Genomic DNA, 24,372 nt, shown 5'->3' with positions numbered 1-24,372 from the left:
GGGTTTTGCTTGTCGCGTAATACTACTTATGCAAGATGGAACAGCTGAGAACTGTATCTGTCTTTTCCGGCTCGCTCGCGTGAACTGCCGCGCAAAATTGCCATACGCCGTTCAGCCAATGTCTGATGCCGCCCCCGGTTTGATGCCCTGTACGATGCCGCTGATCCGGATCGGGTGGCGGGCGTGATCCTACCCCTTTGCGAGTCGGCTGCCAGCGCGAAAGTTGTTGGCAAGTGGCTACGCGGCGTGCTTTGAGGCACGAATAGGGGATTGGATGAGGACCACAGTTGCCACGCTGCCGCCGGCGCTGCACGATCCGTTCAGTTAACCGTTTTTATTCAGCTATTTTTCGTACCAGCACGTGTCCAAGCCGCCGCTCGCACCGATGCGATCACATCGCGTCGCCTCTCCCAATGGCGCACGCGACGACGTTTATTATTGGCTGCGCGATGACACGCGCACCGATCCGGACGTCCTCAGCTATCTAAAAGCCGAGAACCAATACACCGAGACGCAGCTGGCACCGATCCAGCCGTTGATCGATGGGCTGTACACCGAGATCGTCGCGCGGCTGAAGCAGGACGACTCGACCGTGCCGGTACGTTATCGCGGCTACTGGTATTCGATCCGGTTCGCGACCGGTCAGGAATATCCCATCGTGGTACGCCGCGCGGACACCCCCAAACATGCGCCGCTCGCCGAAGATGAGATTCTGCTCGATGGCAACGCGCTCGCTTCCGGGCTGCCGTTCTTTCAGCTCGGCGGATATGAGATCAGTCCCGACAACCGGCTGCTCGCCTACACCGAAGACACAGTGGGGCGCCGGCAGTACCGGCTCCGGATCAAGGATCTCTCGACCGGCACGTTGCTGCCCGATGTGATCGAGAACGTCGACGGCGGCATTGCCTGGGCCGACGACAATCGCACGTTGTTATATGTCGAGAAGGATCCGGTGACGCTGCTCGGCCGGCGCATTCGCAGTCACCGCCTCGGCGACACCGGCGGCGACGCGCTCATTTATGAAGAGCCCGACGAGAGCTTCGATCTGACCGTCGAGCGCAGCAAGTCGGAACGTTATCTGCTGATCGCCTCGGAGAGCACCACTTCATCGGAGTGGCGGTACACGCGCACCGACGATCTGACGTTCGATTTCAAAGTGGTCGTGCCGCGCGAGGAAGATCACGAGTATCAGCTCGATCATCTCGACGAGCGCTTCATCATCCGCACCAACTGGCAGGCGCTGAATTTCCGCCTGATCGAAGTGCCGGAGAGTCGGGCCGCCGATCGCACGCAGTGGCGCGACGTGATGGCGCACGATCCGGAAGTGTTCATTCAGGACTTCGAATTGTTCCGCACGTTCGTCGCGGTCAGCGAGCGTTCGCACGGCTTGATGAACATTCGCGTGCAACGTTGGGGCGAAGCGCCGTTTCATCTGACCGCGGACGATCCGACGTACACCATGGCGCTCGGTTCGAATCCCGAGCTCGACACCACGCTGCTCCGTTATGTGTATACGTCGCTGACCACGCCCGGCACCACGTATGAATACGATCTTGCCGACGGTTCGCGTGTCGTGTTGAAACGTGAGCCGGTGCTCGGCGATTTCGATCCAGCAAACTACGTCAGCGAGTTCGTCTGGGCGCCAGCTCGCGACGGCGAGCGCATTCCAGTCTCGATCGTGTATCGCAAAGGCACGCCGCTGAACGGCACGGCGCCGTTATATCAATACGGCTACGGCTCGTACGGGCTGAGCATGGAGCCGGGCTTCAGCTCCTCGCGGCTGTCGATCCTCGATCGCGGCTTCGTGTATGCGATGGCGCATATCCGCGGCGGCCAGGAGCTCGGCCGGCGCTGGTACGACGCCGGACGCCTGGAACAGAAATGGAACACCTTCAACGATTTTGTCGATGTGACCGATCATCTGGTGGCGCGCGGCTACTGTGCGCGCGACAAAGTATTCGCCGCGGGCGGCAGCGCCGGCGGGCTGCTGATGGGCGTGATCGCCAACGTCGCAGCCGATCGTTATGCCGCGCTGGTGGCGCACGTGCCCTTCGTCGACATTGTCACCACCATGCTCGATACCAGCATTCCCTTGACCACGCTCGAGTATGACGAGTGGGGCGATCCGAACGAAGCCGCTGCCTACGCCTATATGCTTTCTTATTCTCCGTACGACAACATCCGCCCTCAGCCTTATCCAGCCATGCTGGTCACGACCGGACTATGGGATAGTCAGGTGCAGTACTACGAGCCCGCCAAATGGGTCGCCAAATTACGACGGCACAATACCGGCAGCCGTGCGTTGTTGTTGCACGTCAACCTGGAGGCAGGTCATGGCGGCAAGTCGGGGAGATATGAGCACATGCGAGAAGTGGCTCGGGAATATGGATTCGTCATCGCTCTGGCGGAAGGCGCCAGCATTGGAGAGGCGCCATGAGTCACACGGGCTACATCCTGCTCGCGGATGACAATCCCACCGATGCGGAGCTGACGATTCGCGCGCTGGAGATCGGCGGCGTCTCGCAACAGGTCGTTTGGGTTCAGGATGGCGAGGCGGCACTCCACTATGTGTTCCGCCAGGGCGTGTATGCGCAGCGCGTGTCGGGCAATCCGAAACTGATGCTGCTCGACCTGCACATGCCGAAGATCGACGGCCTGGACGTGCTGGCGCAGATCAAGGCCGATCCCAAGACGCGCTCGACGCCGGTCGTGATCATGTCGTCCTCCGATCAGGAGTCGGACATGATGCGCAGCTACGAGGCGCATGCGAACAGTTACATCGTGAAGCCGGTGGACTTCAAACAGTTCACCGACCAGGTGTCGCTGCTCGGCCAGTACTGGACCCGCATCAATCGCGCCGGGCCCTGAACGTCCACCGCGAAATGTGGACTATGTCTCCCTTTACGGCTCAGAGTTCCCCCTAGTCGTGCTAATCCTTGGGGGCGCCGGGCATACTTCGGGGGCTCCGAAGGACTGTTTTAAGGCTGGCGCGCTCGCGCCGGGAGACTAGGCATGGGTGTCATCCTGATCGCATTCGAGCGCGAGTCCGAGCAAAGCGCGCTCGAGACTCTGCTGTCGGGTCGCGGTCATCGGGTTCTGAAGTCCGCCAACGGGCTCGCGGCATTGGATGTCGCGCGCCGCGAGGCGCCTCAGGCCATTGTGTCGGACATCGTCCTGCCCCGTATGGACGGCTTCGCCCTATGCCGCAAATGGAAGCAGGACGAACGCCTGCAGAATATTCCTTTCCTGTTTTATACCCGCCGGCACGACGACCCGAAGTACGAGCGCTTTGCCCTGGAGCTGGGCGCCGAACGTTTCCTCGCACGCTCGACGCCGCCGGAAAAGCTGCTGAGCGCGCTGGATGAGCTGCTGCCGCCGGGTCATGCGAACGGCGCGCGTGCCAGTGGCCCGGCTCCCGCCAACGGCCACGGTAATGGCGCGAGCGGCAACACCCGTCCGATGAATATGCTCGACACGGCAGCCATGCAGCGCTTCGCCGTGCTCGAAAAATCTCAGGCCGAAGCGCTCGAGAAGGCGCAGGCCGCGCAACGTGTGCAAGCGGTGCAGGCAGCGGAGCTCGATAAAGCGCAGCGTCTGCAGGCGGCGCAAGCCGAAGCGCTGGAGCGCGTTCAACGCACGCAGACCGCTCAAGCGGAAGCTTTGGAAAAGGCCCAGCGCGCTCAGCTCGAAGCGGTCGAGCGCGCCGATCGATTGCAGGTCGAAGTGGCGGAAAAAGCCCAGCAGGCGGAAGCTCAGGCCGAGGCGCTGGAACGTGCAACTCAGAGCCATGCGCGTCTGCGCTCCCAAATCAGCGAGCTCGAAGCGAGCAATCAGCGAGTCGCCGCCGGTGAGGCGCGTTTCCGTCGCGTGTTCGAGAGCAATCCGCAGCCGATGTGGATCGCCGATCATGCCACCGGTGGCTTTATCGCCGTCAACGACACGGCGCTGGCCATGTATGGTTATTCGCGCGCCGAATTCCTCGGCTTGAAAGCGTCGGCGCTGGAATTGTCGGGTGCCGACTCGCGCGACGCGTCGGTCCGCATGCATCAGCGCAAGGACGGTGGCGCGCTCGCGTTGTCGATCTCCTCGCAGCAGATCGAGTTCGACGGTCGCAATGCCGAGCTGGTCGCCGCGTTCGACCTCACGCAGCGGCTCGACAACGAGCGCCAGCTTCAGGAACAGGCGAAGGCCGGCAACGCATTGCTGGACCAGGCGGCCGATGGCTCGTGGCTGCTCGGCAGCGATGGCCAGATCCAGGACGTGAACGCGACGTACTGCCGCATGTCCGGCTACAGCAAGGAAGAGCTGTTGGGCATGAACGCCGCGGACATCGAGGATCCGACCTCGGGCGAGACCACCCTGCGCTTGCAGCTTGGCCGCGTGCGCGGTGGCGGTCGCTATGAGACCAAGCATCGTCGCAAGGACGGCACGCTGTTCGACGTCGAAGTGAGCGTCGGGCTGCTGGAGAACACGCGCGGCGACAGCATCGTGCTGATTCGCGAGACCGCTCAGCGCCGTCGCGACTTGATCGCGAACCGGCTGCTCCAGCGGCAGGCGGATTTCCTGGTCGATCTGTTCAAGCACGCCGACTCGCTCGACGAGTCCGCGATCGTGCGCCGGGTGATCGAGCAGGCGCTCGAAGCGACGCGCAGCCCGCTGGCCTATTTGTATTTCGTCGATAACACGCACAAGACCATGACGCTCGCCGCCTGGCGCGATGGCAGCCGGCCGCAAGCGGTGATGGCCAATTCGGAGCCGCAGCCCATTGGCCGCGCGATGATGCTCAGCGAATGTGTGCGCGGTAAGCACGCGACCTGGACCAACGACGTCGCCCGCAAGCCGCAGAACGACGGTCTGCCGGATCTGACGCGGTTCATGGCGGTGCCGATCCTGTCTGGCGACGAAGTGGTCGCCGTGCTCGGTGTCGGCAATCGTGAATCGAATTACGGCGAAGAAGACCAGCGTGTGCTCGCTGCGTTGGCCGAGGGTGCGTGGCGTGTCCTGCACTCGAAGCGTGCGCATGCAGTGACGCTGAGCGCGCTCCAGCGAACCGATGTGGCGCTTCAGGGCATGATCGATTCGTTCGTTCGCATGAGCGAGCGGCACGATCCATACACCGCCGGCTCGTCGCGTCGCCTGGCGGCGCTGGCGGTCGCGATCGGACGCGAGGCGGGCCTCGATGGCGAGCGTCAGCACGGCCTGCGTGTTGCAGCTCTGTTACACGACATCGGTAACATCGCGGTGCCGGCTTCCATTCTGAGCAAGCCCGCGCCGCTGACCGAGACCGAAGTCGCGCTGATGCGCACTCACGTCGAAGAAGGTTGCCAGCTGCTCGCGGATATCGATCTCGGCGCTCCCGTGGCCGACATCGTTTACCAGTCGCACGAACGTTTCGACGGCAGCGGTTATCCGCGCGGCTTGAAAGGTGAGGACATCATGATCGAAGCGCGCATCCTCGCGATCGCGGATACGGTCGAAGCGATGTGCTCGCCACGACCCTACCGTCCGGCCGCCGGCATGGACGCGGCGCTCGACGAGCTCAACCGCGGTGCGGGCAAACGTTACGACGAACACTTAGTGGCGGCCTGCACCCGGCTCATCCGGCAGCACGGCTTCACCTTGCCCGAATAACGATATTTCCCGAGAAAAACAGGCCTTTTTGTGCCGAGGCATCAGGCCTCGGCTGGGCCCCCGATAAGCGTCGCCATTAAGCGTCGCTGAAACTTCCCGGCTCCCGCTTGCAGGTTTTCCTGAACGCGTTTGGGGGCTGGCCCGATTGGTCGCATTGTTAACTTCCAGCACAATGGGCCCTGTCTGAAAGGGCAAAGCCGTTCGAAAGACGGTGACGCAAAGCCTCCGGTCCTCTGGCGCCGCTGTTCCAGCAGCCGCACCAAAGATAGCGGGGTTGCCGTTTCAGCCTGAACGATCAGGTTGTCTCGTGAAGTTTTTCGGCCTGCCGCCCGCGCTCTTTAGCGCCGGCCCAGCAAAGCCAGCTTCCCTTGCCAGACAAAGGTGCTCGCACCGACACGCATGCGTGTCGTGGGTGCGAGCTGGCATCGGAACACAGTGCTTTGCTGGAGCTTGCTCATGCGCTTTTCTGCTTCGTTCGCCGCGGTCGCGGCGCTGGCGTCGCTCGCCAATCTCGCCTCTGCCCAGACCGTCAATCTGCCGCCGACCATCAGCGGCACGCCGCCGACGGTCATCAAGGTCAACACCACCTATAACTTCCTGCCGACCGCGAGCGATCCGGAAGGTCGTGCGCTGAAGTTCAGCGTCGTCAACAAGCCGAGCTGGATGGCAGTGAGCCCGAACAGCGGCCGCCTGATGGGTTACCCGAAGTCGCCGGGCACCTGGAACAACATCACTTTGCGCGTGACCGATGGCAAGAACGTCGTGTCGCTGCCGGCTTTCTCCATCACCGCGAATGCCACGGGCACGTCCACCGCGAACCGCGCGCCGACGATCAGCGGCACGCCGGCGACGACTGCGACGGTTGGCACCGCGTATCGCTTCCAGCCTTCCGCGAGCGATGCCGATGGCAACACGCTCGGCTACACGATCACGAATCGTCCGGCCTGGGCGAGCTTCAGCACGACCACGGGTGTGTTGAGCGGCACGCCGACCGCGACCGGCACGTTCTCGAACATCGTGATCGGCGTGAGCGACGGTCGTGTGACCACTTCGCTACCGGCGTTCTCGATCGTCGTTTCCAATTCCACCAACCGCGCGCCGGTCATCAGCGGCACGCCGTCGACCTCGGTCAACGCGGGCAGCGCTTATAGCTTCCGTCCGACCGCGAGCGATCCGGATGGCAACACGCTGACGTACTCGATCGCGAATCGTCCGAGCTGGGCCACGTTCAACACCAGCACCGGTCAGCTGACCGGCACGCCGAGCGCCACGCAAGTCGGCTCGTACGCCAACATCACCATCAGCGTGAGCGACGGTCGTGCGACCACTTCGCTGGCAGCGTTCGCGATCAACGTGGTCGATGTGTCCAACGGTGGTGCAACGCTGAGCTGGACTGCTCCGACTTCGAACACGGATGGCAGCACGCTGAGCAACCTGGCTGGCTATCGCATCTCGTACGGCACGAGCGCGAGCGCGCTGACGCAGACGGTGCAGATCTCGAACCCGAGCGTCACCACGTATTCGCTGAGCAGTCTCTCGCCGGGCACCTACTACTTCGCGGTGCGCGCTTACACGAGCAACGGCACGGAGAGCTCGAACTCGAACGTCTCCTCGAAGGTCGTGCCGTAACTCTCGACGGTAGAACGTTGATGAAACAGCGGCGGCTGGAGCGATCCAGCCGCCGCTTTGCGTTTTATGGACTGTTAAATATCGGCTCGCATACACGAGCGCCGTCTGGATTCTGACGTTGTTATGTGAATTCGCAGTGACAAATCCACCGCAGTGCTGTCGGCCGCCACCGACAATTGCAAAAACAAATTTCCTACGATTTACTGCGTCCCGACCACGAAGTTTTGTTCAATCGGAATTTGTCGAATCGCATTCGCTCTACTGGACGCGGCCTCACGGCAGCGAGAGCGGTGAGAGACGCAGAGCCGGCAGAACAACCCTTCACCAGGGCATAACCGTCGAAAGACGGCGACGCAAAGCCTCCGGTCCTACAGCGTGAGCTGGGGATAGCGGGGTTGCCGGCCAGCTCTTCTTGCGTCACCGAGCTAGCCGTCATCCTTCTCGCCTTCCTTGCTGCTGTTCGATCGCGCCACGCGGCCCCGGGGTCAACATGACCAACTAGGGAGCAGCAGAAAGTGATATCGGCAAACCCGTCGAAAGGCGGGGACGCAAAGCCTCCGGTCTACTGGAACGCAGCGTGCGATGCGCCGCGCTCCTATGACAGCGGGGTTGCCACTTTCGCCACCGACACGATGTTCGCAAGGCCCCTTGCGAGCGCGTGCACGAGCGAAGGTGTAACGAATGAGCTGCCGATAGCGCACCAGCCCGTGCGCGCCAACCTTTCCCTGCGCTTCGAGCCTCGCGTCTCGACCGCGATGGCTGCATCACATCCGGAAAACAGCAACGCAACTCAACGCCGGTCTTCGGGCCGTCGTCGTTGCGCGCGAAGCCAAGGTACGAGCAATGATTCCAACACTTTTCGGGAAGACCTTCCTGCAGCGAGCGCTGCTGGCCTTGATTGCGGCGTCGTTGAGCGCCTGCGGCGGCGGCGACGACGATAGCGGCAGCAGTTTAACGGGCGGCGCCGTCAGCGAGCAGCCGCCGGCGGGCGACACTGGCGCCGACGACCCGGCGTTGCCGACACCGGCGAATCAGCCTCCGTCGGTCACCGGCGTTCCACCCACGACGGTGGCTGCGGGCGAGGCTTACTCTTTCACGCCGCTCGCGACCGACGACGACGACGACTTCCTCGAGTACTTCGTCACCAACAAGCCCACCTGGGCGAGCTTCGACACCGAGACCGGCAGGCTGAGCGGCATTCCGCAAGCCACGAATGTCGGTGAGAGCGAGGACATCACCATCAGCGTCACCGACGGTCGCGACACGAGCTCGGTTACGTTCAAGATCAAGGTGTGTTCGGCCAGTTGTCCGTCGGGCAACAGCCCGCCGACGATTTCCGGCACGCCGGCGTCGTCGGTGATCGTGGATCAGGCTTACTCGTTCCGACCGACCACCAGCGATCTGGAAAACGATCGTCTGCGGTTCTCGATTTCCAATCGTCCGTCGTGGATGACTTTCAACACCGCGACCGGCCAGCTGTCGGGCACGCCGGGTGCGACCAACGTCGCGACGTATTCGAACATCGTCATCAGCGTCAACGACGGCACCAGCACGGTCCTGCTGCCGGCGTTCTCCATCCAGGTGCGTGGTCTCGACAATCGTGCGCCGACGATTACCGGCACGCCGGGAACGAGCGTGCAGGTGATGCAGACGTATTCGTTCGTGCCGAGCGCCAGCGATGCCGATGGCGATACGCTGGTTTTCCGCGTCAGCAATCTGCCGCGCTGGGCGACCTTCAGCACCGCGACTGGCCGCTTGAGCGGCACACCGGCGACCACCGATGTTGGCACCTATGCGAGAGTGACCGTCGGTGTCAGCGACGGCCGCACGACCACGTCACTGCCGGCATTCACGATCGTGGTCAGCGCGGCGCCAAATCGTGCGCCGACGATCAGCGGCACGCCGGCGACCACTGCGACCACGGGCACGGCGTATTCGTTCACGCCGACCGCGAGCGATCCGGATGGCAACACGCTGCGCTACACGTTCACGAATTGCCCGACCTGGGCGACCTGCAATGCCGATACGGGACGCGTGAGCGGCACGCCGACCGCGGCGGGCACGTTCTCGAACATTCGGATCAGCGTGACCGACGGTAATCTCACAGCGACGCTGCCGGCCTTCGCGATCACTGTCACGGCGGCCACTCCGACCAATCGCGCGCCGACGATCAGCGGCACGCCGGCAACGACCGTGTCGGGAGGCGCGACCTACAGCTTCCAGCCGACCGCGAGCGATCCGGATGGCAACGCGCTGACCTACACGATCACGAATCGTCCGAGCTGGGCGACGTTCAACTCGTCGACGGGCCGTCTGTCCGGCACGCCGACCTCCGCGAACGCGGGCACCTACTCAAACATCGCGATCGCTGTGAGCGACGGCACGCTGACTGCCTCGCTGCCGTCGTTCTCGATCACGGTGCTGCAGGCGACGAATGGCAGCGCCACGCTGTCCTGGACGCCGCCGACCACCAACACCGACGGTTCCTCGCTGACCAACCTGGCGGGCTATCGCGTGGTGTACGGGCGCAGCGCCTCGAGCCTCGATCAGACGGTGCAGATCGCGAATGCCGGCCTGTCGACTTACACGGTCACCGGTCTGACTTCCGGTGTGTGGTACTTCGCGGTGAAGGCCTACAACGCCAGTGGCGGTGAAAGCGACGTGTCGAACGGCGGGTCGAAGACCATTCCGTAACCTCGACCCGAGCGAATTTCTTCTGATGGGCAGGACGCCCAAATGCAGCGGGCACATGGACGTGTAGGAGCTGCCAAGGCCCGCCTCGCGCGGGCCTTTTTATTTGCGCCCCCGGCTCTAAACTTACGGTCTTGACAGGATGTCCGACCGGTCGGGCCAATGTTGTATTCTCGGCCGGATCTGCAATGGAGTGGTCACCATGCGTTCTGCTTTCGGGGCTTGCCTCTGCCTCGCCTTGGCTTCAGCGCCAACCTTGCAAGCAACTGCTGCGACACCCGCGGCGGTACGTGTAGATTTTTCTGAGCACACCTTGAAGAACGGCCTGCGCGTTCAGCTCGTCGAAGATCACACCACGCCCGTCATCGCCGTGAACGTCACTTATGACGTCGGGTCGCGCAACGAGCGTCCAGGCTTGACCGGCTTTGCGCATTTGTTCGAGCACATGATGTTCAAGGGCTCGAAGAACGTGGGCGACGGCGAACATTTCTATCAAGTGTTCACCAACGGCGGTGCCATGAACGGCACTACCAGCTCCGACATCACCATCTACTACGAAGCGCTGCCGGCGAATCAGCTGGAGATGGCGCTGTTCCTCGAAGCCGACCGCATGCGCTCGCTGGACATCACCCAGGCCAAGCTCGACAACCAGCGCAAGGCCGTGCAGGAAGAGCGCCGCATGCGGGTCGACAATCAGCCCTATGGCCGCTCGTATGAGCGCTTCGATGAAGTGTTCTACGACAAGTTCGGCTACAAGCATTCGACCATCGGCTCGATGGAAGATCTGAATGCGGCCAGCGTGCACGACGTGGCGGAGTTCTTCCGGATCTACTACGCGCCGAACAACGCGGTGCTGACCGTGGTCGGCGACTTCAAGCGCGACGACGCGCTGGCCCTGATCCGGAAAAATTTCGAGGACATTCCCAGTCAGCCCGCGCCGCCGCCGGTCGATCTGGTCGAGGCTCAACAAACCGCGGAACGTCGTGAGAACCTGACCGATCCGCTGGCACGCGCGCCGCAGGTTCTGATCGGTTACAAGATCGGCGTCGGCAACGATGCCGATCAGGCGGCCTTGCAGGTGTTGTCCTCGGTGCTCCAGGGCGGCGACAGCTCGCGGCTGTATCAAAGCATCAGCAAGGAAAAGGAGCTGGTGTCCGGCATCGGCGGTTACGTCGAAGAGCGCATCGGCACGGGCGGTTTCTACATCACCGCCACGGTGCGGCCCGATCAAAAGCCGGAGGTCGTCGAAGCGGCGATTTACGAAGAGATCAAGCGCATCAGCGAAGAGCCCATCGCCGACTGGGAGTTGCAGAAGGCGCGTAACGCCACGCGGTTGGGTTATCTGCAAAGTATTCGCAGCGCGCAGAATCGCGCGAACATTCTCGGCAGCTACACCATCCTTTTCAAAGATCCGAACCTGATCAACACGCGGCTGCAGAAGATCGATGCAGTGACCCGCGCCGACGTGCAGCGGGTCGCGAGGAAATATCTGATCACCACGGGGCGGACTGTGTTGACCACGCTGCCTGCGCCGGCCGCACCGACTGCACCGGGCCCGTAAGCGAGCGCGCCATGAACAAACTCACCCAGAAGAAAACCGTGCTCGCGCTGCTGTCGGCGCTGGTGTTCATGCAAGCGTCCGCGCAGGCGCCTGGCCAATCCGCTCCGGCCGGCGCTTCCACCAAGGGCGTCGAGTTGAAAGGCAAGGTGCCGGTCAATCCTCAGACCCTGCGAGTGCAATTGCCGAAGCCGCAGGAAGCGGTGCTGAAGAACGGGTTGCGCGTCTCGCTGCTGGAAGATCACAAACTGCCGACGTTCTCCATGCAGGTGTATTTCAACGGCGGCGGCCTGGCCGATCCCGCGGACAAGCGCGGTGTCGCGATGGTCACCGCGAGCCTGCTGCGCGAGGGAACGAAGAAACGTTCGAGCCGTGAGATCGCCGAACAGCTCGCGACGCTGGGCGCCGGTCTCTCGTCGAGTGCGGGGCCCGCTTCGGGCGAGAGTGTCGTTTCGGTCACGGGCCTGAGCGATAACGTCGAGCCCACGCTGGCGATTGCGGCCGACGTCATTCGCAATCCCATCTTTCCGGCGGCCGAGCTCGACAAGTTTCGTGCGCGCTTCCTCGCTCAGCTGCAGATCCAGCGGGCCAATCCTGGCTTTCAAGCGCAGGAACAGTTCATGCGTGCGATCTACGGCGAGCATCCCGGCGCGCTGGTGGTGCCGAGCGAGGCAGTTATCAAAGGACTGACCAGCGCCGATCTCGCCACGTTCCATGCCGCGCGCTATCGACCGAACAATGCGTTTCTGATCGCCCATGGCGACATCTCGCTGAAAGATCTGGTCGAGAAACTGGAGCGTCATTTCGGCGACTGGAGCAAGGCCGATTTGAGCAAGGTGTCGCTGGCGCAGCCCAAGGGGCCGGAGAAGGCGCGCGTGCTGCTGGTCGACCGGCCCGGCTCGGTACAGACGTCGTTGTGGGTCGGCTCGATCGGTATCGAAAGAAACAGCGACGATTACTTCGCCGTGCTGGTGATGAACCACATCCTCGGCGGCGGTCCCGCTTCGCGCTTGTTCATGAACCTCAGAGAGGACAAGGGTTACACGTACGGAGTCTATAGCTCATTTACGGGAACCACGTTCCCCGGCGTGGTGGTCGCGACTACCGACGTGCGCACTGAGGTGACCGAGGGCGCGATGCACGAGCTCAATCTGGAGCTGCAACGCATTGCCAATGAGCCGGTGTCCGAGGTGGAGCTGACCAATGCGCGGCGCGCGTTGATCGGTCGGTTCGCGCTGTCGCTGGACTCGCCGGCGTCGCTCATGGGCAATCTGGCGACTCAGAAAATCTATAAATTGCCGGCGGACTACTGGGACACTTACCCGCAACGCGTGGCGGCCATCACGCCCGCCGACATTCAACGGGTCGCGAAGAAATATTACGACCGCGACCACTTGCAGATCGTCGCCGTCGGCGATGCCAAGCAGGTCAACGAGGTGCTGAAGAAGTACGGCACCGTCGAGCCCGCCACACCGATGTAACCTCACAACTATAAATAACAATCATGAACACGCCCGCTCACTCGCCGCCGTCGCCGTTCGCCCGATTGCTGTCACGCCTGGCACCGATCCAGCCGGCGGAGACCGGGGCGGTGGTGGCCGCGTTCTTTTTGTTCTTTTTCATGTGGAGCGGCTATTTCTCGGTGCGCCCGGTGCGCGAGACCATCGGCACCATCATTGGTCGCGACAAGCTGGCCGATATCTGGATCGTCACCTCCATCGTTTCGATATTGATCATTCCCATCTATGGCGAGGTGGTCGCGCGCTTCCGCCGTAGCGTGTTCCTGCCGGCGGCCTATGGCATCGTCGCCATCGTGCTGGTGATCACCGGGCTGTCGTTGCGCGGCGATGAGATCAACTTGAACGCGGGCAAGTTCTTCTACGTGTTCATCAGCGTGGTCAACTTGTTCCTGCTGTCGGTGTTCTGGAGTTTCCTGCTCGAGCTGTTCGACAGGAACCAGACCAAACGGTTGTTCGGCGTCATCGCTGCGGGCGGTAGCGCGGGCGCGTTGATGGGGCCGTTCATATCGGATCTCGCTGTGCCTCACATTGGCAACAGCGGCGTGTTGTTCTTCGGCGCGGCGTTGTTCGTCGCCGCGATTTTCTGTCAACGCGTCCTGCTCAACGTATGGTCCGGCCGCACCGATGCCACGAACAAGGCCGACGATCGCCCCATCGGTGGCAATCCATTTGCGGGCGTGACCATCATCCTTCGCTCGCCTTATGTGCTTGGCATCGCGCTGTTCGTGGTGGGCATTTCCTGCGTGAACACGCTGCTGTACTTCGAGCAGCTGCGCCTGGTCGAGGAACATTTCCCCGACCTGAAGAACCGCACTCAGATCTTCGCGCGCTTCGACTGGATCGTGCAGGCACTGACGGTGGCGTCGCAGATTTTCCTGACCGGTCGCATCGCCGAGAAGTTCGGGGTGAAGGCACTGATCACCTTCGTGCCGGTGATCATGATCTTTGCGTTCGCCGGGTTGGCGCTCTCTGGCTCGTTCGCGGTGCTGACGATGGTCGTGATCGGTCGTCGCGCGATGGAGTATGCGTTCGTGCGGCCGGGTCGCGAGATGTTGTGGAGCCCGCTCGACAAAGAAACAAAGTACAAAGCCAAGAACACCGTCGACGTGCCCGTGTATCGCGGCGCCGATGCGTTGTCCGCTCAGTTGAACAATTGGGTCGCGGGCGCAGGCTTCGGTATCGCCGCCGTGGCCTGGCTTGGCGCTGCGGTCGCCGCGCTGTGGGGGCTGCTCGGTTACTGGCTGGGCCGTCGCTTCGAAGACAAAGAGAAGTTACAAGTCGAAGGTGAGCCCGCCCGCTGAGCGACAGGACAGTGGTGAAGACGCCAGCGCTGCGCGAGCCGGACCTCGCGCCGTAGGTGACGCCGGCCTGCCTTGATCGAAGCAGAGAGGCTGCTTGAGCAGATCGGCCTGGTTAGTTATTGAGCACGAACCTGACTTGCAACACGGCGCGCTGGGCCACGGGCGCGCCGTTCTTGCGAATGGGCTCGAAGCGCCACTTGCTCACGGAGTCGAGCGCGGCCTTGTCGAAAACCTGCTTGGGTGCGGAGTCGCGAACCTGCAGGTCTTGAGTACTACCGTCGGCGGAGATCGTGAATTCGACTTGCACCCAACCCTCGGTGCCGGCGCGCTGTGCGTCTCTTGGATAAACCGGCGGCACTTCACGCACGCGCTTCAACGAGGCGGCTTGCGCGACGTTCTTGGTGAAGTCACGCTGTTCTTGAGCAAGGAACAATTGTTCCTGGAGCGTGCGAACGGCTTGGATATCCGGGGTCAACACATTGGCTCGGCTGATCAGCGTCGAGGCTTCGTCGATGTTGTTGGCGGCCAGCGCGGTACGAGCGCGATCCAACAGAATGGAGGAGAGACGCTGCTGCTCGCCGCGCACTTCCTCCGCCTCCGGATAACGCTCGCGAAGTGACATCACGCTGTCGAAGGCGTTGTTGCCCGCAGGAGAGATCAGAGCGCCGCGCTCACGAAGCGCGCTGACGGCGGCGACTTGCTCAGCTATCGAAGGACCCTGCGGCTCGGGCGCCGGCGCCGCGGCCGCTGGCGCAGCGCCTGCCGATGCCCCAGCAGCGTTTGTTTCGGCGACCTGCTCGGCAGCAGGTGCATTTGCGGCCGCCTCTTGCTCGGCAAGCTCACGTGCGATTGCGTCTTCTAACTCGCGCTCGGCGGCTGCCGCCGCGAGGCGCTCGGCCTCTGAATCGACCGGGGCCGAAGCATTGACGTTGCGCGCCGTGCTGGTTGCGGGCGTTGCGTCCGAGCCGGCCGGGGATGTGATATTCGCGCCAGGCTGAGTGCTCGCCGGGGCGGTCGGCCGAGTATTACTCGCAAGGATCGCTTGCGTTTTGGGGGCTGCACGAGACAGCGCTAATAATTGCGCTCGCAGAGATTCGAGCTCCGGATGATTCGGGGTGGCTCGTTGCAATGCTGTCCAGGCAGTCACACCGCGAGACGCATTCCGCTCTTCCAGCGCTTTGACGACGCGTTGCTCGAGCGTGTCGATGACCTTCTGCATGCCCGCTTTGGCTTCGGCGTTCTGCGCGTCGAGCGTCAACACATCCCGGTAATACTGGAGCGCGTTATCGCCGCGAGGATCGATGAGACGGCCGCTGAGATACGCGATCTGCGCGCTGCCCAGCTTGGACTTCACTTGATCTTCGACGGAAGTTTCACCGACATGCGTGGTCTGCAAGGTTGCGGGCAAGCCTTGATCGCGTGAATGCCACCAGATCGCGAAGGCCACGACGGCGGCGAGAACGCCCGAGCCGGCCGCGATGGCTTTGCCAAGATACGGCCGCTTGCGAGCGATCGTGCGCACCGTCTGCAAAGCGACGGGAGTGCCATCGCGCTGCTCGTTGTAGCGGCGCGTGGCCGCATTCAAAAACTGAAAGGCACGGCCCGGCGAGATGGGCTTGTGCAGATAACGATAGATCCGGCCGGTGCTGAGTAACGACGCGACCGTGCCTTCGTCCTCACGCCGGCCGATGGCCATGAAGATCAGCTCGGGGAACTGCATCTGCAAACGTTCCAGCAACGACGCCACGTCGCCGTGGAGCGAGCCGAGGTCGGCGATGAGCACGTCGCAGCGGCCGCCGACCAGATAGTCGACGGCAGCATCGGCGGAAGGAACATCCCAGAGAGCGTGCTCGGACCCTGCGGAGCTGCGCAGGGCTTCGAGCAAGCTCGCGTCGGACGTCAGTATGACGACATCAATGACCTGACCCGGCCGCGCCGCAGTGGTGCGGACCGTGTTGAGAAAGTCATCGGGCCGCGTACTGGGCACGTCATCCTCGTTTCAGCACCCTCATTCGAGACACACGACCAGCTGCGCAGAATGACTGCGCCAATTGATCGGGATGACGAAGGAGCGGATGTTGTCGGGGGTGACGATCTTCTCGGGCTCGCCGGCCACGACGGTCGGCACCGAGATCATGAAGTCCTTACCGAAATCGCGGCGGGCGTTGCCGGAGATGGTGTTGGCGACTTCGCCCACCAGGTCGCACATGTTCTCCTGGGTCAGCTCGGTCTCGCCCATGCGCATCAGCATGACCGTGAGCATCGGCCGTGACGCCGTGAAATAAACAATACCGCGACGCTTGCCGGCGATCGAAATCAGACCGGTGAACTCCTGAATCGTGGGCTTGCCTTCCTGCACGATATAGGGCGAACCGACCGAAGCGGGCTGGTTGGCCGCGGTCGCGAAGTAGTGCGTCGTTCCTTCGACGAACGTTTCCAATTCAACTTTAGTCATCATTGCCGGCGCCCCTCAACAGCTCTTCCAGCGCTTCCGTCAGCTGGCGATCTGTGAATGGTTTGCATAGAAAGCCATTGGCGCCCTTCTTCAATGCTTCGATGGCGGTGGCCTTGTCGGAGAGCGCCGAAATCACCAGGATGAGAACGTCCGGCTTGATCTTCACCAGGTTCTCGACGCATTCGATGCCATCCATCTCGGGCATCGTGATGTCCATGGTGACGACGTCGGCCGGCTCCTTGCGGAAGGCCTCGACGGCCTGCTTGCCATTCGCCGCGGTGGCGATGACCTGCAGACGCTCGATCTGCAGTTCTCGCTCGATCTTGCGGCGAATTATGTTCGAATCGTCACAAATCATGAGCTTGAGCTTCCCGTTCGTCAACGGTGCAGCCTTGGCATTGGCGCTCGCCATTACAGTCCCTCTTAGTCTTCAGTATTCCAGGGCGAAGTCGTTCGGTCCGTCTACATAAGGGGCATCAGGCGGCTACCGCGCTTTGGGTCGCGGGTAGCCAGATCTTGAACTTCGAGAACTTGCCGCCGGCCGAGGCCAGGCCGACGCGGCCGCCGAGCTCGGCGACCAGGATGCGCACCAGGTCCATGCCGGCGCCACGGCCGGCGTCGGTGGTGACGCGATCCGCCGTCGAGAAGCCGGGGCGGAAAATCAACGCCATGGTCTGGCGCGGGTCGAGCATCGCGGCCTGCGCCGGGGTGATCAGGCCGCGCTCCACTGCGACTTCCTTGATCCGCTCCAGCTGCAAGCCCCGGCCGTCGTCCTGGACGATCAGCTCGTAACCGTCGGTGCCGCGCGGTGTGAACTCAACAGCCAGGGCGCCCGCCGCGGCCTTGTTGGCCTTGGCGCGCTCGCCCGGCTCTTCGATCCCGTGCACGACGGCGTTGCGGACCAATTGAATGGTGATGTCTTTGACCGCCCGACGATACGTCTCGGGCACGCCTTCCAGGCCGGCGCAACGCAGGTTGACCTGCTTGGACTGGCTGCTGGCGACGCGGGCTGCGAGGTCTTCGAGCGTGCGTTCCAGACCGCCGACCGCGCCGGTGGTCTCGCCGAGATCCGGCGGAGCGACGATGGCCTTGGTGATCTGAGTCTGATCCTGACCGGCCAGCCACTGATCCACCTTCTCCGCGCCGACTTCGCTGCCGGCGGTCCGACGGCTGGCGATGGCGTGATGCAGATCGACCAGTCGGCTCAACATCTCGCGCACCTGGGCGAGGTGGTTGAACAGATCGTCCAGTTTCACGACCAGCGGCAGGAAGTCGCTACCCGACAGCGACTGCCGGCCCTTCAAGTCGTTGAGGGATTCTTCGAACGCGTGGGCGCGCTGTTCGACGGTCTTCAGGCCCAGCGCCGCCGCTTCGCCCTTGACCGCGTGCACCTGACGGTAGATGCCGTCGATCTTGGCGCGGAACGCCGATTCTTCGCGCGCCGGCTCCTTGAGGATGGAGTTCACCATCTTCAACGACACGTCGGCGTCGGTCAGGAAGCTGGTCAGGCTGTCCGGCTCCACGTGCAGGATGCGCAACAACAGGTCCAGCTGGGCCTGCGCCTTTTCCTGGGATTCCTGCAGCTCGCGCGACAACATCACGCGCTTGGTCACGTCGTTCACCGTCACCAGCAGGTGGGACAGCGAGCCTTCCGATTTCACGCGGTTGAAGTCGAATTCCAGGAAGTGGGTGTCGAAGCCGCCGGCCGGGTTGTCGAAATGCACTTCGACTTCGTTCAACGGATTGATGGTCTTCACCAGCTTCTCGTTGACCCGCTCGCCCCACAGCAGGGCGACGTAGTCCATCGCCGTGCGCAGGGTCTTTTCGGGGACGATGTCCTTGAGCAGCTTGTCGAAGGTCAGGTCCAGGAAGTCTTCGCGGCGGAAGATGGCGTTGAGCGCCATGGAGCGCTCGCTGCCGAGCTTCAGGTCCTTGTCCAGCAGGAACAGGCCTTCGTTCACGGTGCGCAGAATGTCCTGCGTTTCCTTGCGCTGACGGTTGGACGAGGCTTCGTCCTTGCGCAGGTTACGGGCGAAGAACAGGAAGATCGCGCCGAGCAGCAGCAAGGCCGCGACCATGCCGCCGATCTGGATGTAACGCAGGGTGTCGGTCTGTTTACGGCTATGGGCCTCGACCTGGGTCGACAGGTCGGTCAGCACCTTGGAGAGCTGGCCATGGACGGTGTTGCCGTACCCAGTGAGATCGTTGAGCGCCGTCTGCAGGCGACGGCCGCGCGGGCTGAGCTGAATCGTCGGCGCCGCCGGGGGAGCGGCAACCGCGGGAGCTGCATTCTTGCCGTTCGCGGCCGGGGCCGGCGCGGGGGCAGGGGCCGGCTGCGTGGTCACGTACGGCGAGCCGGAGAAGCGCAGGATGGGATCGAGCTTGGCCTTGTAGCCGTCCCACAGCTTGCTGCCGTTCTTCAGCTGCGCGACCGCTTCGGGCTCGGTCATCGACGGCAACACGATGATGTCGCCGGAGCTGTCCGTGATCATGCCGCCATTGGCGAGGCTGTTCAGGGAGCGATCGAAGGTGGTGGCCGCCTTGCGCAGGCTCTCCAGGGCTTCGTCGATCTTTTCGCCGTTTTGCAGGCGTTGCGCCAGTTGCACGCTGGCGTCATACACCGCGTGCGGCTGGACCGCCTGGTTCTCCAGGAAGCGCACGCCCGCGACGTTGTCCGAGAACTGGCCGGCCTTGCCGTGGTTGACCGCCAGGATGATGGCGATGAACACCAGGAAGCCGGTGATCGCGAACACGATTCCTTTGTACCGACCCAGATCAAGAATTCCCATGTCTTTTCCCCTTGGTCGCCTGCGCTGAACGCAGACCTACCTGCCCTCAAGCCGGAATATGCAGAAACCCGCCCCTTCAGCCCCGCATATCGCGAGGTGATGTCTTCCCAGACCGCGGCTTTCCGCTCCCTGATGAACGAGTATCTAATCTGACAATAAGCACTTTGACTGTCGCTCGACTCAGTTCCCGTTTTTAAATGACGAAAACTTGCACCAGTTCAAAGTTTCACGCAGTGGACTGCGCGAATCCCGCTCGTCTTACTACCGGAAAGGCTGAAACCTACTGCCGGACCCGTCGTAGGGCCCGCTTGTAAAGCGTGCGGTGGGCTCGGCCCGCTGATGTGACATGACTGCAACAGCGCGCCCCCGGTACTTGGCCGAAGGCGCTGCAGCAGACAGTTTTGCCTGGAGGGGTGGGGTTAAGTCAATGGCGCGTTTATGCGACAACCGGGGGTTTTCGCCGCCGATGCAAGCAGTTACGCACCGCGATAGGTAACCTGGGACGCTCGACAAGGCCGTGGCCGCCGCTCATGATGCGCTCCTCGCGATGGACAACGCCTGCCGTTCAGCTTGCCGCCCGGGGTCGTCATTCGTTTTAGAACGCCGTAGGGTCATGAGCAAAATAGAATTCAAATCGCACGTGCCCGTAGCGCATAAAGCGGCGCTGGAAGCGCTGTTGTTCTTCAATGACTGCCAGGAGCGGGTCAGTGCCTGCATCGCCGACGCCATCGAGAAATTCGGTGCGCCGGAGATCGTCGCCGATCGCGACCGGCTGCGGATCCATATGAAAGGTCTGCCGGAAGTGCAGTCGCTGTTCGCCATCGACATGGACACGGGCCGCCCGGTCGGCGTCGCCGTGTACGCCCGCCAGGACGTCGAACATGTCACCGTCGTTCACATCGGCATCACCTCTGAATTTGCGAGCGGCGGCCGTCGCGCCAATGAGCAGTTGCTGTTGAAGCTGTTGCGCGAAGTGCGGCGCTCGACGCGTCGTGTTAAAGGGATTCGCACGATGGATTTGTTTTATGCCACCGCCACTGGCCGCGCCGCCGTGCCTCGCGTGTCCGCCAAGGCATTGATGTAAGCATTCGACTTGTTCCGTCCAGCATTCCTACGTCTCACTCATAAGCTCGCGATTCTCGGCACAGCCGGCGTCTGGCTGTGTTTGCTGGCAGCTCTGCTCGGCCAGGTCGCGTGGCCGTTCGATTTGTTTGCTCACTTTCGCGTGCAGTACGCGGCCCTGTTTGTCGTGCTCGCCTGCGTGCTGATGGTGTTGCGACGGTTCTCGATTGCTGTCGTTGCCGCGGCGGGCTTCGGAGTCAGCGTCGTGCCGCTGCTTCCTTATATCGCCAGCGAGCCCGTGCAGGTCGCCGTCGCGACCACCACACCCGAAGAAGCATTCCGGCTCGTATCGTTCAATGTCTGGTTCCGAAATCGCGACATGGCACGCGTCGCGGAGTACATCGAGAAATCACAAGCGGACGCGGTGGTCTTGCTCGAGCTGACCCAGCCGCAGGCGGAACAGTTGTTGCCGCTGCTGCCGACGTATCCCCACTATCACATGGACACCAGCCGCATGGGCTCGGCGGTGTTTACCAAGTGGCCGGTGCTGTCGGCTGAATCCGTACCGCTGTCGCGGAGCGGATCGGTCGTGGCTTCACGAATGATGCTGGATTGGCGCGGCACGCCGGTGACCGTGCTCGGCGTGCATTTGATGTGGCCGATGGGCCCGAACAATTCCGAGTATCGCAATCAGGAGCTGAATTCGCTGGTGGCCTTGAGCAAGGCGCAACGCGGACCGCTGCTGGTCGCGGGCGATTTCAATCTCACGCCCTGGTCGGAATATTTCAGCGACGCGCTGGAGGAATCGGGGCTGCACGACGCCGCGCTCGGCTTCGGGCTGGCGCGCAGCTGGCCAGCGCAGTTCGCGCCGGTCGGCATACGCATCGATCATTGTTTGATGTCACGACACTGGCGCAGCGTGACCACCGCGGTGGGACCGTCGCTCGGCTCGGATCATCTGCCGATCGTGGCCGATCTGGTTATTCCGGCCGCGGTGCCCGGCGAATGATGTAGCCGCCGGACTTCTGATCCGGCTCCAAGGTCAGCAGCTTGCGCTGCTGCGCCTCTTCGAGCAGATCGCTGAAGGTGCGGAAGCCGAAATAACTTTCGTTGAAGCCGGGATTCCGGCGCTTCAAGGTCTGTTTGACCATGGAGCCCCAGATCTTCTCGTCCTGATCGCGCTCCTCGCCGAGCGCATCGATGGTGTCGAGCACCAGATCGAAAGCCTGTTGCTTGCGATCTTCCTCGGTCGTTTCCGGCTTCGCGGCCTTCGGTGTTTCTGCCGTGCCGGCGGCGCCGGCCGCGGCGGTCGAGGGCTTGGCGGCGGGTTTGCGACGCGCCCGCTGATGGCGCTTCTTTTCTTCCTGCCGCACCAGATCGTCGTAGAAAATGAACTCGTCGCAGTTGGCGATCAGTAGATCGGACGTGGATGACTTCACGCCCACGCCGATCACGGTCTTATTGTTTTCTCGCAGCTTGCTGACCAGCGGCGAGAAATCCGAGTCGCCGCTGATGATGACGAAGGTGTCGACGTGCGCCTTGGTGTAGCAAAGATCCAGCGCGTCCACGACCAGGCGGATGTCGGCGGAGTTCTTGCCCGAGATCTTCACGTGCGGGATCTCGATCAGCTCGAACGACGCCTCGTGCATGGGCTTCTTGAAGTCCTTGTAGCGATCCCAGTCGCAGTAGGCCTTCTTCACGACGATGCTGCCCTTGAGCAGCAGGCGCTCGAGCACGCGGTCGATGTCGAACTTGGCGTACTGCGCGTCACGCACACCGAGCGCGATGTTCTCGAAATCGCAGAACAGCGCCATGCTGGTGATGTTGTGAGCCATCTACAACCAACCTTTGCGTTTGAACAACCAATAAGTGACACCCATCGAAGCGATCATCAGCCCGATGGAAAAGAAGAAGTTGCTGTACTTGCCCGGCAGGTCCGGCAACAGGTGATAGTTCATGCCGTAGATGCTGGCGATCAAAGTCGGCGGCAGGAACAGCACGGCCGCGACCGAGAAGATCTTGATGATGTTGTTCTGCTCGACGTTGATCAGGCCGAGCGTCGCTTCCAGCAGGAACGAAACTTTCGAGCCCAGGAACGAGGCGTGGTCGGAGAGTGACAGCACGTCGCGGCTGATGGAATGAAAGCGGTCGCGCTGCTCGGCGCTGATGCCCGGCACCGACTGCTGTACGAACATCAGCAAGCGTCCCAAGCTGACCAAGCTCTCTCGGCCCTTCGAGTTGAGCTCGCCGTTGAAGCCGATGCGCTCGATCATGGCGCGCAGGTCGTTGCTGGTCGGCTGACCGTTCCCGTTGCGCGCGAAGATATTGCTGGAAACACCGTCCAAACTGGCGCCGACTCGCTCGAGCACGTCGGCGATGCGCTCGATGAATGCTTCCATCAAGCCCGCGAGCACGGTCACTGCGTTGGTGCACGACGCCGGATGCTTGCCCGCGTAAGTGATGAACTGCTGAAACGGCTTGGTGTCGAGGTAGCGGTTGGTGATGAGCCGGTTGCCGGCGAGGATGAACGTCACCGCCGTGCTGATCGGTCGATCGGTGTCGAGTTGCGCGGCGACCGTCGTGGTCATGTAGAGCGCGCCGTTATCCTCGTACAGCCGGTTCGAGGTCTCGATCTCTTTCATTTCCTCGCGGGTCGGCACTTCGATGCCGAACGAGGCTTCGACCAGCTTTTCTTCTTCGACGGTGGGCTCGAGCAGGTCGATCCACACCGCCTGGGTCGGAATCGGCGGCCCGTCGTCGCCCGTGCCCGCCTTGACCTTGGTCAGGCCGGAAGCTGTCGGGACGAAGATGTTCAGCACTGCAGCTGCCGCCGGGCGTGTCGCTCGAGATCAGCCACCATGCTCGTGAGCGGCCAGCTCTTCGATCAACGGGAACAGCTTGTCTTCGCCGCCAGCCTTGCTGACGTCGGTGCTGAACTTGCCGTTGACGACGACCGTCGGCACGGAGTCGATGCGATAGCGCTTGTTGAGGAAGTCCGCGCGCTGCAGCTTGGACTCCACCGCGAACGACGAGAACGTCTCGGTGAACTTGTCCTTGCTCACGCCATGCTGGGCGAAGAACGCGGCGATCTTGTCGACGTTGTTCAGCTGATTACCGTTCACGTGGATCTCGCGGAAGATCAGCGTGTGCAGGTCTTCGAGCTTGCCCAGCACTTCAGCGGTGTAAAAGATCCGCGCATGCAGGCGGGTGCCTTCGTTCCACATCGCCGGCACGCGATTGAAGTCGACGTACGCCGGCTTGCCCTTCGCCTTCCACGCTTCGATTGCCGGATCGAGCGCGAAGCAGTGGCCGCAGCCGTACCAGAACACCTCGGTCACTTCGACCTTGCCAGGCGCCGCGTTGGTGGGCTGCGCCGGCACGATCTTGGTGTAGTTGGTGCCTTCTTTGAACTTCGAGGAGGTCGGCGCGCCGCCCACCGAGCCGCCCAGCTTCAGCTGCGGCTGGGTGGTCGAAGCCGTCTGCTGCTGCTCGGTCGCCGGCGGGGCGTCGTCCATCTCGCTGACGGTTTCGGCCGGCGCGGCGGTCGCAGCCTGATCGGCTGCAGCCTGGTCGGTCGTCGCTGCTCCACCCTCGGCCGCCGGTGCTGCCGGTGTCGCAGGTTGCTCCGTGGCGGGGGCCGCGGCGGGCGGCGCGCTGGGCGCGGGTTCCTGCTTACCGCAGGCTGCGAGCAGAACCAAGGTCGAGAGCAGGGCAGCGAGTTTGTTCATGCGTTCGT

At 62.6% G+C, this 24,372-nt stretch carries 17 protein-coding genes and 3 riboswitches; of the genes, 10 read left to right on the top strand and 7 right to left on the bottom strand.

All coding sequences use genetic code 11. The features are described from left to right. Nucleotides 1–385 precede the first annotated feature (385 nt). The 8 genes from ACFPN2_RS13180 to ACFPN2_RS13145 all read left to right on the top strand — a co-directional run bounded on the left by ACFPN2_RS13180 (nucleotide 386) and on the right by ACFPN2_RS13145 (nucleotide 14,330). The gene (locus ACFPN2_RS13180; protein ID WP_380597201.1) at nucleotides 386–2,437 is read left to right on the top strand and encodes a S9 family peptidase; all 2,052 of its coding nucleotides are present in this window, start codon (nucleotides 386–388) and stop codon (nucleotides 2,435–2,437) included. Next, nucleotides 2,434–2,868 (top strand): response regulator, encoded by a 435-nt coding sequence (locus ACFPN2_RS13175; RefSeq protein WP_380597199.1) that lies wholly within the window; start codon nucleotides 2,434–2,436, stop codon nucleotides 2,866–2,868. Before ACFPN2_RS13180 ends, ACFPN2_RS13175 begins: the two co-directional genes overlap by 4 nt. Before the next feature lie 144 nt (nucleotides 2,869–3,012). Further along, complete coding sequence (locus tag ACFPN2_RS13170) at nucleotides 3,013–5,631, top strand: HD domain-containing phosphohydrolase (protein WP_380597197.1); 2,619 nt, start codon at nucleotides 3,013–3,015, stop codon at nucleotides 5,629–5,631. 180 nt (nucleotides 5,632–5,811) lie between these two features. After that, nucleotides 5,812–5,913, top strand: a riboswitch (cyclic di-GMP riboswitch). Between the two features lie 174 nt (nucleotides 5,914–6,087). Continuing rightward, nucleotides 6,088–7,260 (top strand): fibronectin type III domain-containing protein, encoded by a 1,173-nt coding sequence (locus ACFPN2_RS13165; RefSeq protein ID WP_380597195.1) that lies wholly within the window; start codon nucleotides 6,088–6,090, stop codon nucleotides 7,258–7,260. Between the two features lie 318 nt (nucleotides 7,261–7,578). Then, nucleotides 7,579–7,663: riboswitch (cyclic di-GMP riboswitch) on the top strand. A 110-nt stretch (nucleotides 7,664–7,773) separates the two neighbouring features. After that, a riboswitch (cyclic di-GMP riboswitch) is annotated at nucleotides 7,774–7,877 on the top strand. 226 nt (nucleotides 7,878–8,103) lie between these two features. Then, nucleotides 8,104–9,954: a fibronectin type III domain-containing protein gene (locus ACFPN2_RS13160; protein WP_380597193.1), complete on the top strand. Its 1,851-nt coding sequence runs from the start codon at nucleotides 8,104–8,106 to the stop codon at nucleotides 9,952–9,954. Nucleotides 9,955–10,264: 310 nt separating this feature from the next. Continuing rightward, entirely contained in the window at nucleotides 10,265–11,512 is a 1,248-nt protein-coding gene (locus tag ACFPN2_RS13155; protein WP_380597191.1) for a M16 family metallopeptidase, read from the top strand. An 11-nt stretch (nucleotides 11,513–11,523) separates the two neighbouring features. Next, nucleotides 11,524–12,990 (top strand): M16 family metallopeptidase, encoded by a 1,467-nt coding sequence (locus ACFPN2_RS13150; RefSeq protein ID WP_380597189.1) that lies wholly within the window; start codon nucleotides 11,524–11,526, stop codon nucleotides 12,988–12,990. A gap of 23 nt (nucleotides 12,991–13,013) precedes the next feature. Next, complete coding sequence (locus ACFPN2_RS13145) at nucleotides 13,014–14,330, top strand: NTP/NDP exchange transporter (protein WP_380597187.1); 1,317 nt, start codon at nucleotides 13,014–13,016, stop codon at nucleotides 14,328–14,330. Between the two features lie 112 nt (nucleotides 14,331–14,442). On the opposite strand, the gene ACFPN2_RS13140 is transcribed toward ACFPN2_RS13145, so the two are convergent. The 4 genes from ACFPN2_RS13140 to ACFPN2_RS13125 form a co-directional block, all read right to left on the bottom strand. Continuing rightward, nucleotides 14,443–16,317: a TonB family protein gene (locus ACFPN2_RS13140; RefSeq protein ID WP_380597185.1), complete on the bottom strand. Its 1,875-nt coding sequence runs from the start codon at nucleotides 16,315–16,317 to the stop codon at nucleotides 14,443–14,445. A gap of 21 nt (nucleotides 16,318–16,338) precedes the next feature. After that, nucleotides 16,339–16,788, bottom strand: a complete 450-nt coding sequence (locus ACFPN2_RS13135) for a chemotaxis protein CheX (RefSeq protein WP_129641671.1) — start codon at nucleotides 16,786–16,788, stop codon at nucleotides 16,339–16,341. After that, on the bottom strand, nucleotides 16,778–17,197 hold the full coding sequence (locus ACFPN2_RS13130) for a response regulator transcription factor (RefSeq protein ID WP_206606077.1): 420 nt from the start codon (nucleotides 17,195–17,197) through the stop codon (nucleotides 16,778–16,780). Before ACFPN2_RS13130 ends, ACFPN2_RS13135 begins: the two co-directional genes overlap by 11 nt. A 64-nt stretch (nucleotides 17,198–17,261) precedes the next feature. After that, nucleotides 17,262–19,574 (bottom strand): ATP-binding protein, encoded by a 2,313-nt coding sequence (locus tag ACFPN2_RS13125; RefSeq protein WP_380597182.1) that lies wholly within the window; start codon nucleotides 19,572–19,574, stop codon nucleotides 17,262–17,264. Between the two features lie 613 nt (nucleotides 19,575–20,187). Here ACFPN2_RS13125 and ACFPN2_RS13120 point away from each other — a divergent pair. Beyond that, nucleotides 20,188–20,658, top strand: coding sequence for a hypothetical protein (locus ACFPN2_RS13120; RefSeq protein ID WP_380597180.1), 471 nt, complete (start codon nucleotides 20,188–20,190; stop codon nucleotides 20,656–20,658). Between the two features lie 9 nt (nucleotides 20,659–20,667). Next, on the top strand, nucleotides 20,668–21,645 hold the full coding sequence (locus ACFPN2_RS13115) for an endonuclease/exonuclease/phosphatase family protein (protein WP_380597178.1): 978 nt from the start codon (nucleotides 20,668–20,670) through the stop codon (nucleotides 21,643–21,645). Here the strand turns inward: ACFPN2_RS13115 and ACFPN2_RS13110 are convergent. Genes ACFPN2_RS13110 through ACFPN2_RS13100 form a run of 3 tightly spaced genes read right to left on the bottom strand, consistent with a single transcriptional unit; the run spans nucleotide 21,617 to nucleotide 24,364 of the window. Then, the gene (locus ACFPN2_RS13110; protein WP_380597176.1) at nucleotides 21,617–22,471 is read right to left on the bottom strand and encodes an NYN domain-containing protein; all 855 of its coding nucleotides are present in this window, start codon (nucleotides 22,469–22,471) and stop codon (nucleotides 21,617–21,619) included. The genes ACFPN2_RS13115 and ACFPN2_RS13110 overlap by 29 nt on opposite strands. Then, nucleotides 22,472–23,455 (bottom strand): magnesium transporter CorA family protein, encoded by a 984-nt coding sequence (locus ACFPN2_RS13105; RefSeq protein ID WP_380597174.1) that lies wholly within the window; start codon nucleotides 23,453–23,455, stop codon nucleotides 22,472–22,474. Nucleotides 23,456–23,485: 30 nt separating this feature from the next. Continuing rightward, on the bottom strand, nucleotides 23,486–24,364 hold the full coding sequence (locus ACFPN2_RS13100; protein ID WP_380597172.1) for a thiol:disulfide interchange protein DsbA/DsbL: 879 nt from the start codon (nucleotides 24,362–24,364) through the stop codon (nucleotides 23,486–23,488). Between the last annotated feature and the right edge of the window lie 8 nt (nucleotides 24,365–24,372).

This window comes from Steroidobacter flavus (assembly GCF_042651805.1).
Taxonomy (GTDB): Bacteria; Pseudomonadota; Gammaproteobacteria; order Steroidobacterales; family Steroidobacteraceae; genus Steroidobacter; species Steroidobacter flavus.
Note: the sequence above shows the minus strand (reverse complement) of the source record. Positions and strands in the feature narration are given on the sequence as shown.

What these genes read in the sequence shown, in the direction of transcription:
- ACFPN2_RS13170 (WP_380597197.1), top strand. Translation starts at nt 3,013, where the DNA reads ATGGGTGTCATCCTGATCGCATTCGAGCGCGAGTCCGAGCAAAGCGCG.
- ACFPN2_RS13175 (WP_380597199.1), top strand. Translation starts at nt 2,434, where the DNA reads ATGAGTCACACGGGCTACATCCTGCTCGCGGATGACAATCCCACCGAT.
- ACFPN2_RS13165 (WP_380597195.1), top strand. Translation starts at nt 6,088, where the DNA reads ATGCGCTTTTCTGCTTCGTTCGCCGCGGTCGCGGCGCTGGCGTCGCTC.
- ACFPN2_RS13110 (WP_380597176.1), bottom strand. Translation starts at nt 22,471, where the DNA reads ATGGCTCACAACATCACCAGCATGGCGCTGTTCTGCGATTTCGAGAAC.
- ACFPN2_RS13145 (WP_380597187.1), top strand. Translation starts at nt 13,014, where the DNA reads ATGAACACGCCCGCTCACTCGCCGCCGTCGCCGTTCGCCCGATTGCTG.
- ACFPN2_RS13150 (WP_380597189.1), top strand. Translation starts at nt 11,524, where the DNA reads ATGAACAAACTCACCCAGAAGAAAACCGTGCTCGCGCTGCTGTCGGCG.
- ACFPN2_RS13100 (WP_380597172.1), bottom strand. Translation starts at nt 24,364, where the DNA reads ATGAACAAACTCGCTGCCCTGCTCTCGACCTTGGTTCTGCTCGCAGCC.
- ACFPN2_RS13120 (WP_380597180.1), top strand. Translation starts at nt 20,188, where the DNA reads ATGAGCAAAATAGAATTCAAATCGCACGTGCCCGTAGCGCATAAAGCG.
- ACFPN2_RS13135 (WP_129641671.1), bottom strand. Translation starts at nt 16,788, where the DNA reads ATGATGACTAAAGTTGAATTGGAAACGTTCGTCGAAGGAACGACGCAC.
- ACFPN2_RS13125 (WP_380597182.1), bottom strand. Translation starts at nt 19,574, where the DNA reads ATGGGAATTCTTGATCTGGGTCGGTACAAAGGAATCGTGTTCGCGATC.
- ACFPN2_RS13130 (WP_206606077.1), bottom strand. Translation starts at nt 17,197, where the DNA reads ATGGCGAGCGCCAATGCCAAGGCTGCACCGTTGACGAACGGGAAGCTC.
- ACFPN2_RS13180 (WP_380597201.1), top strand. Translation starts at nt 386, where the DNA reads ATGCGATCACATCGCGTCGCCTCTCCCAATGGCGCACGCGACGACGTT.
- ACFPN2_RS13160 (WP_380597193.1), top strand. Translation starts at nt 8,104, where the DNA reads ATGATTCCAACACTTTTCGGGAAGACCTTCCTGCAGCGAGCGCTGCTG.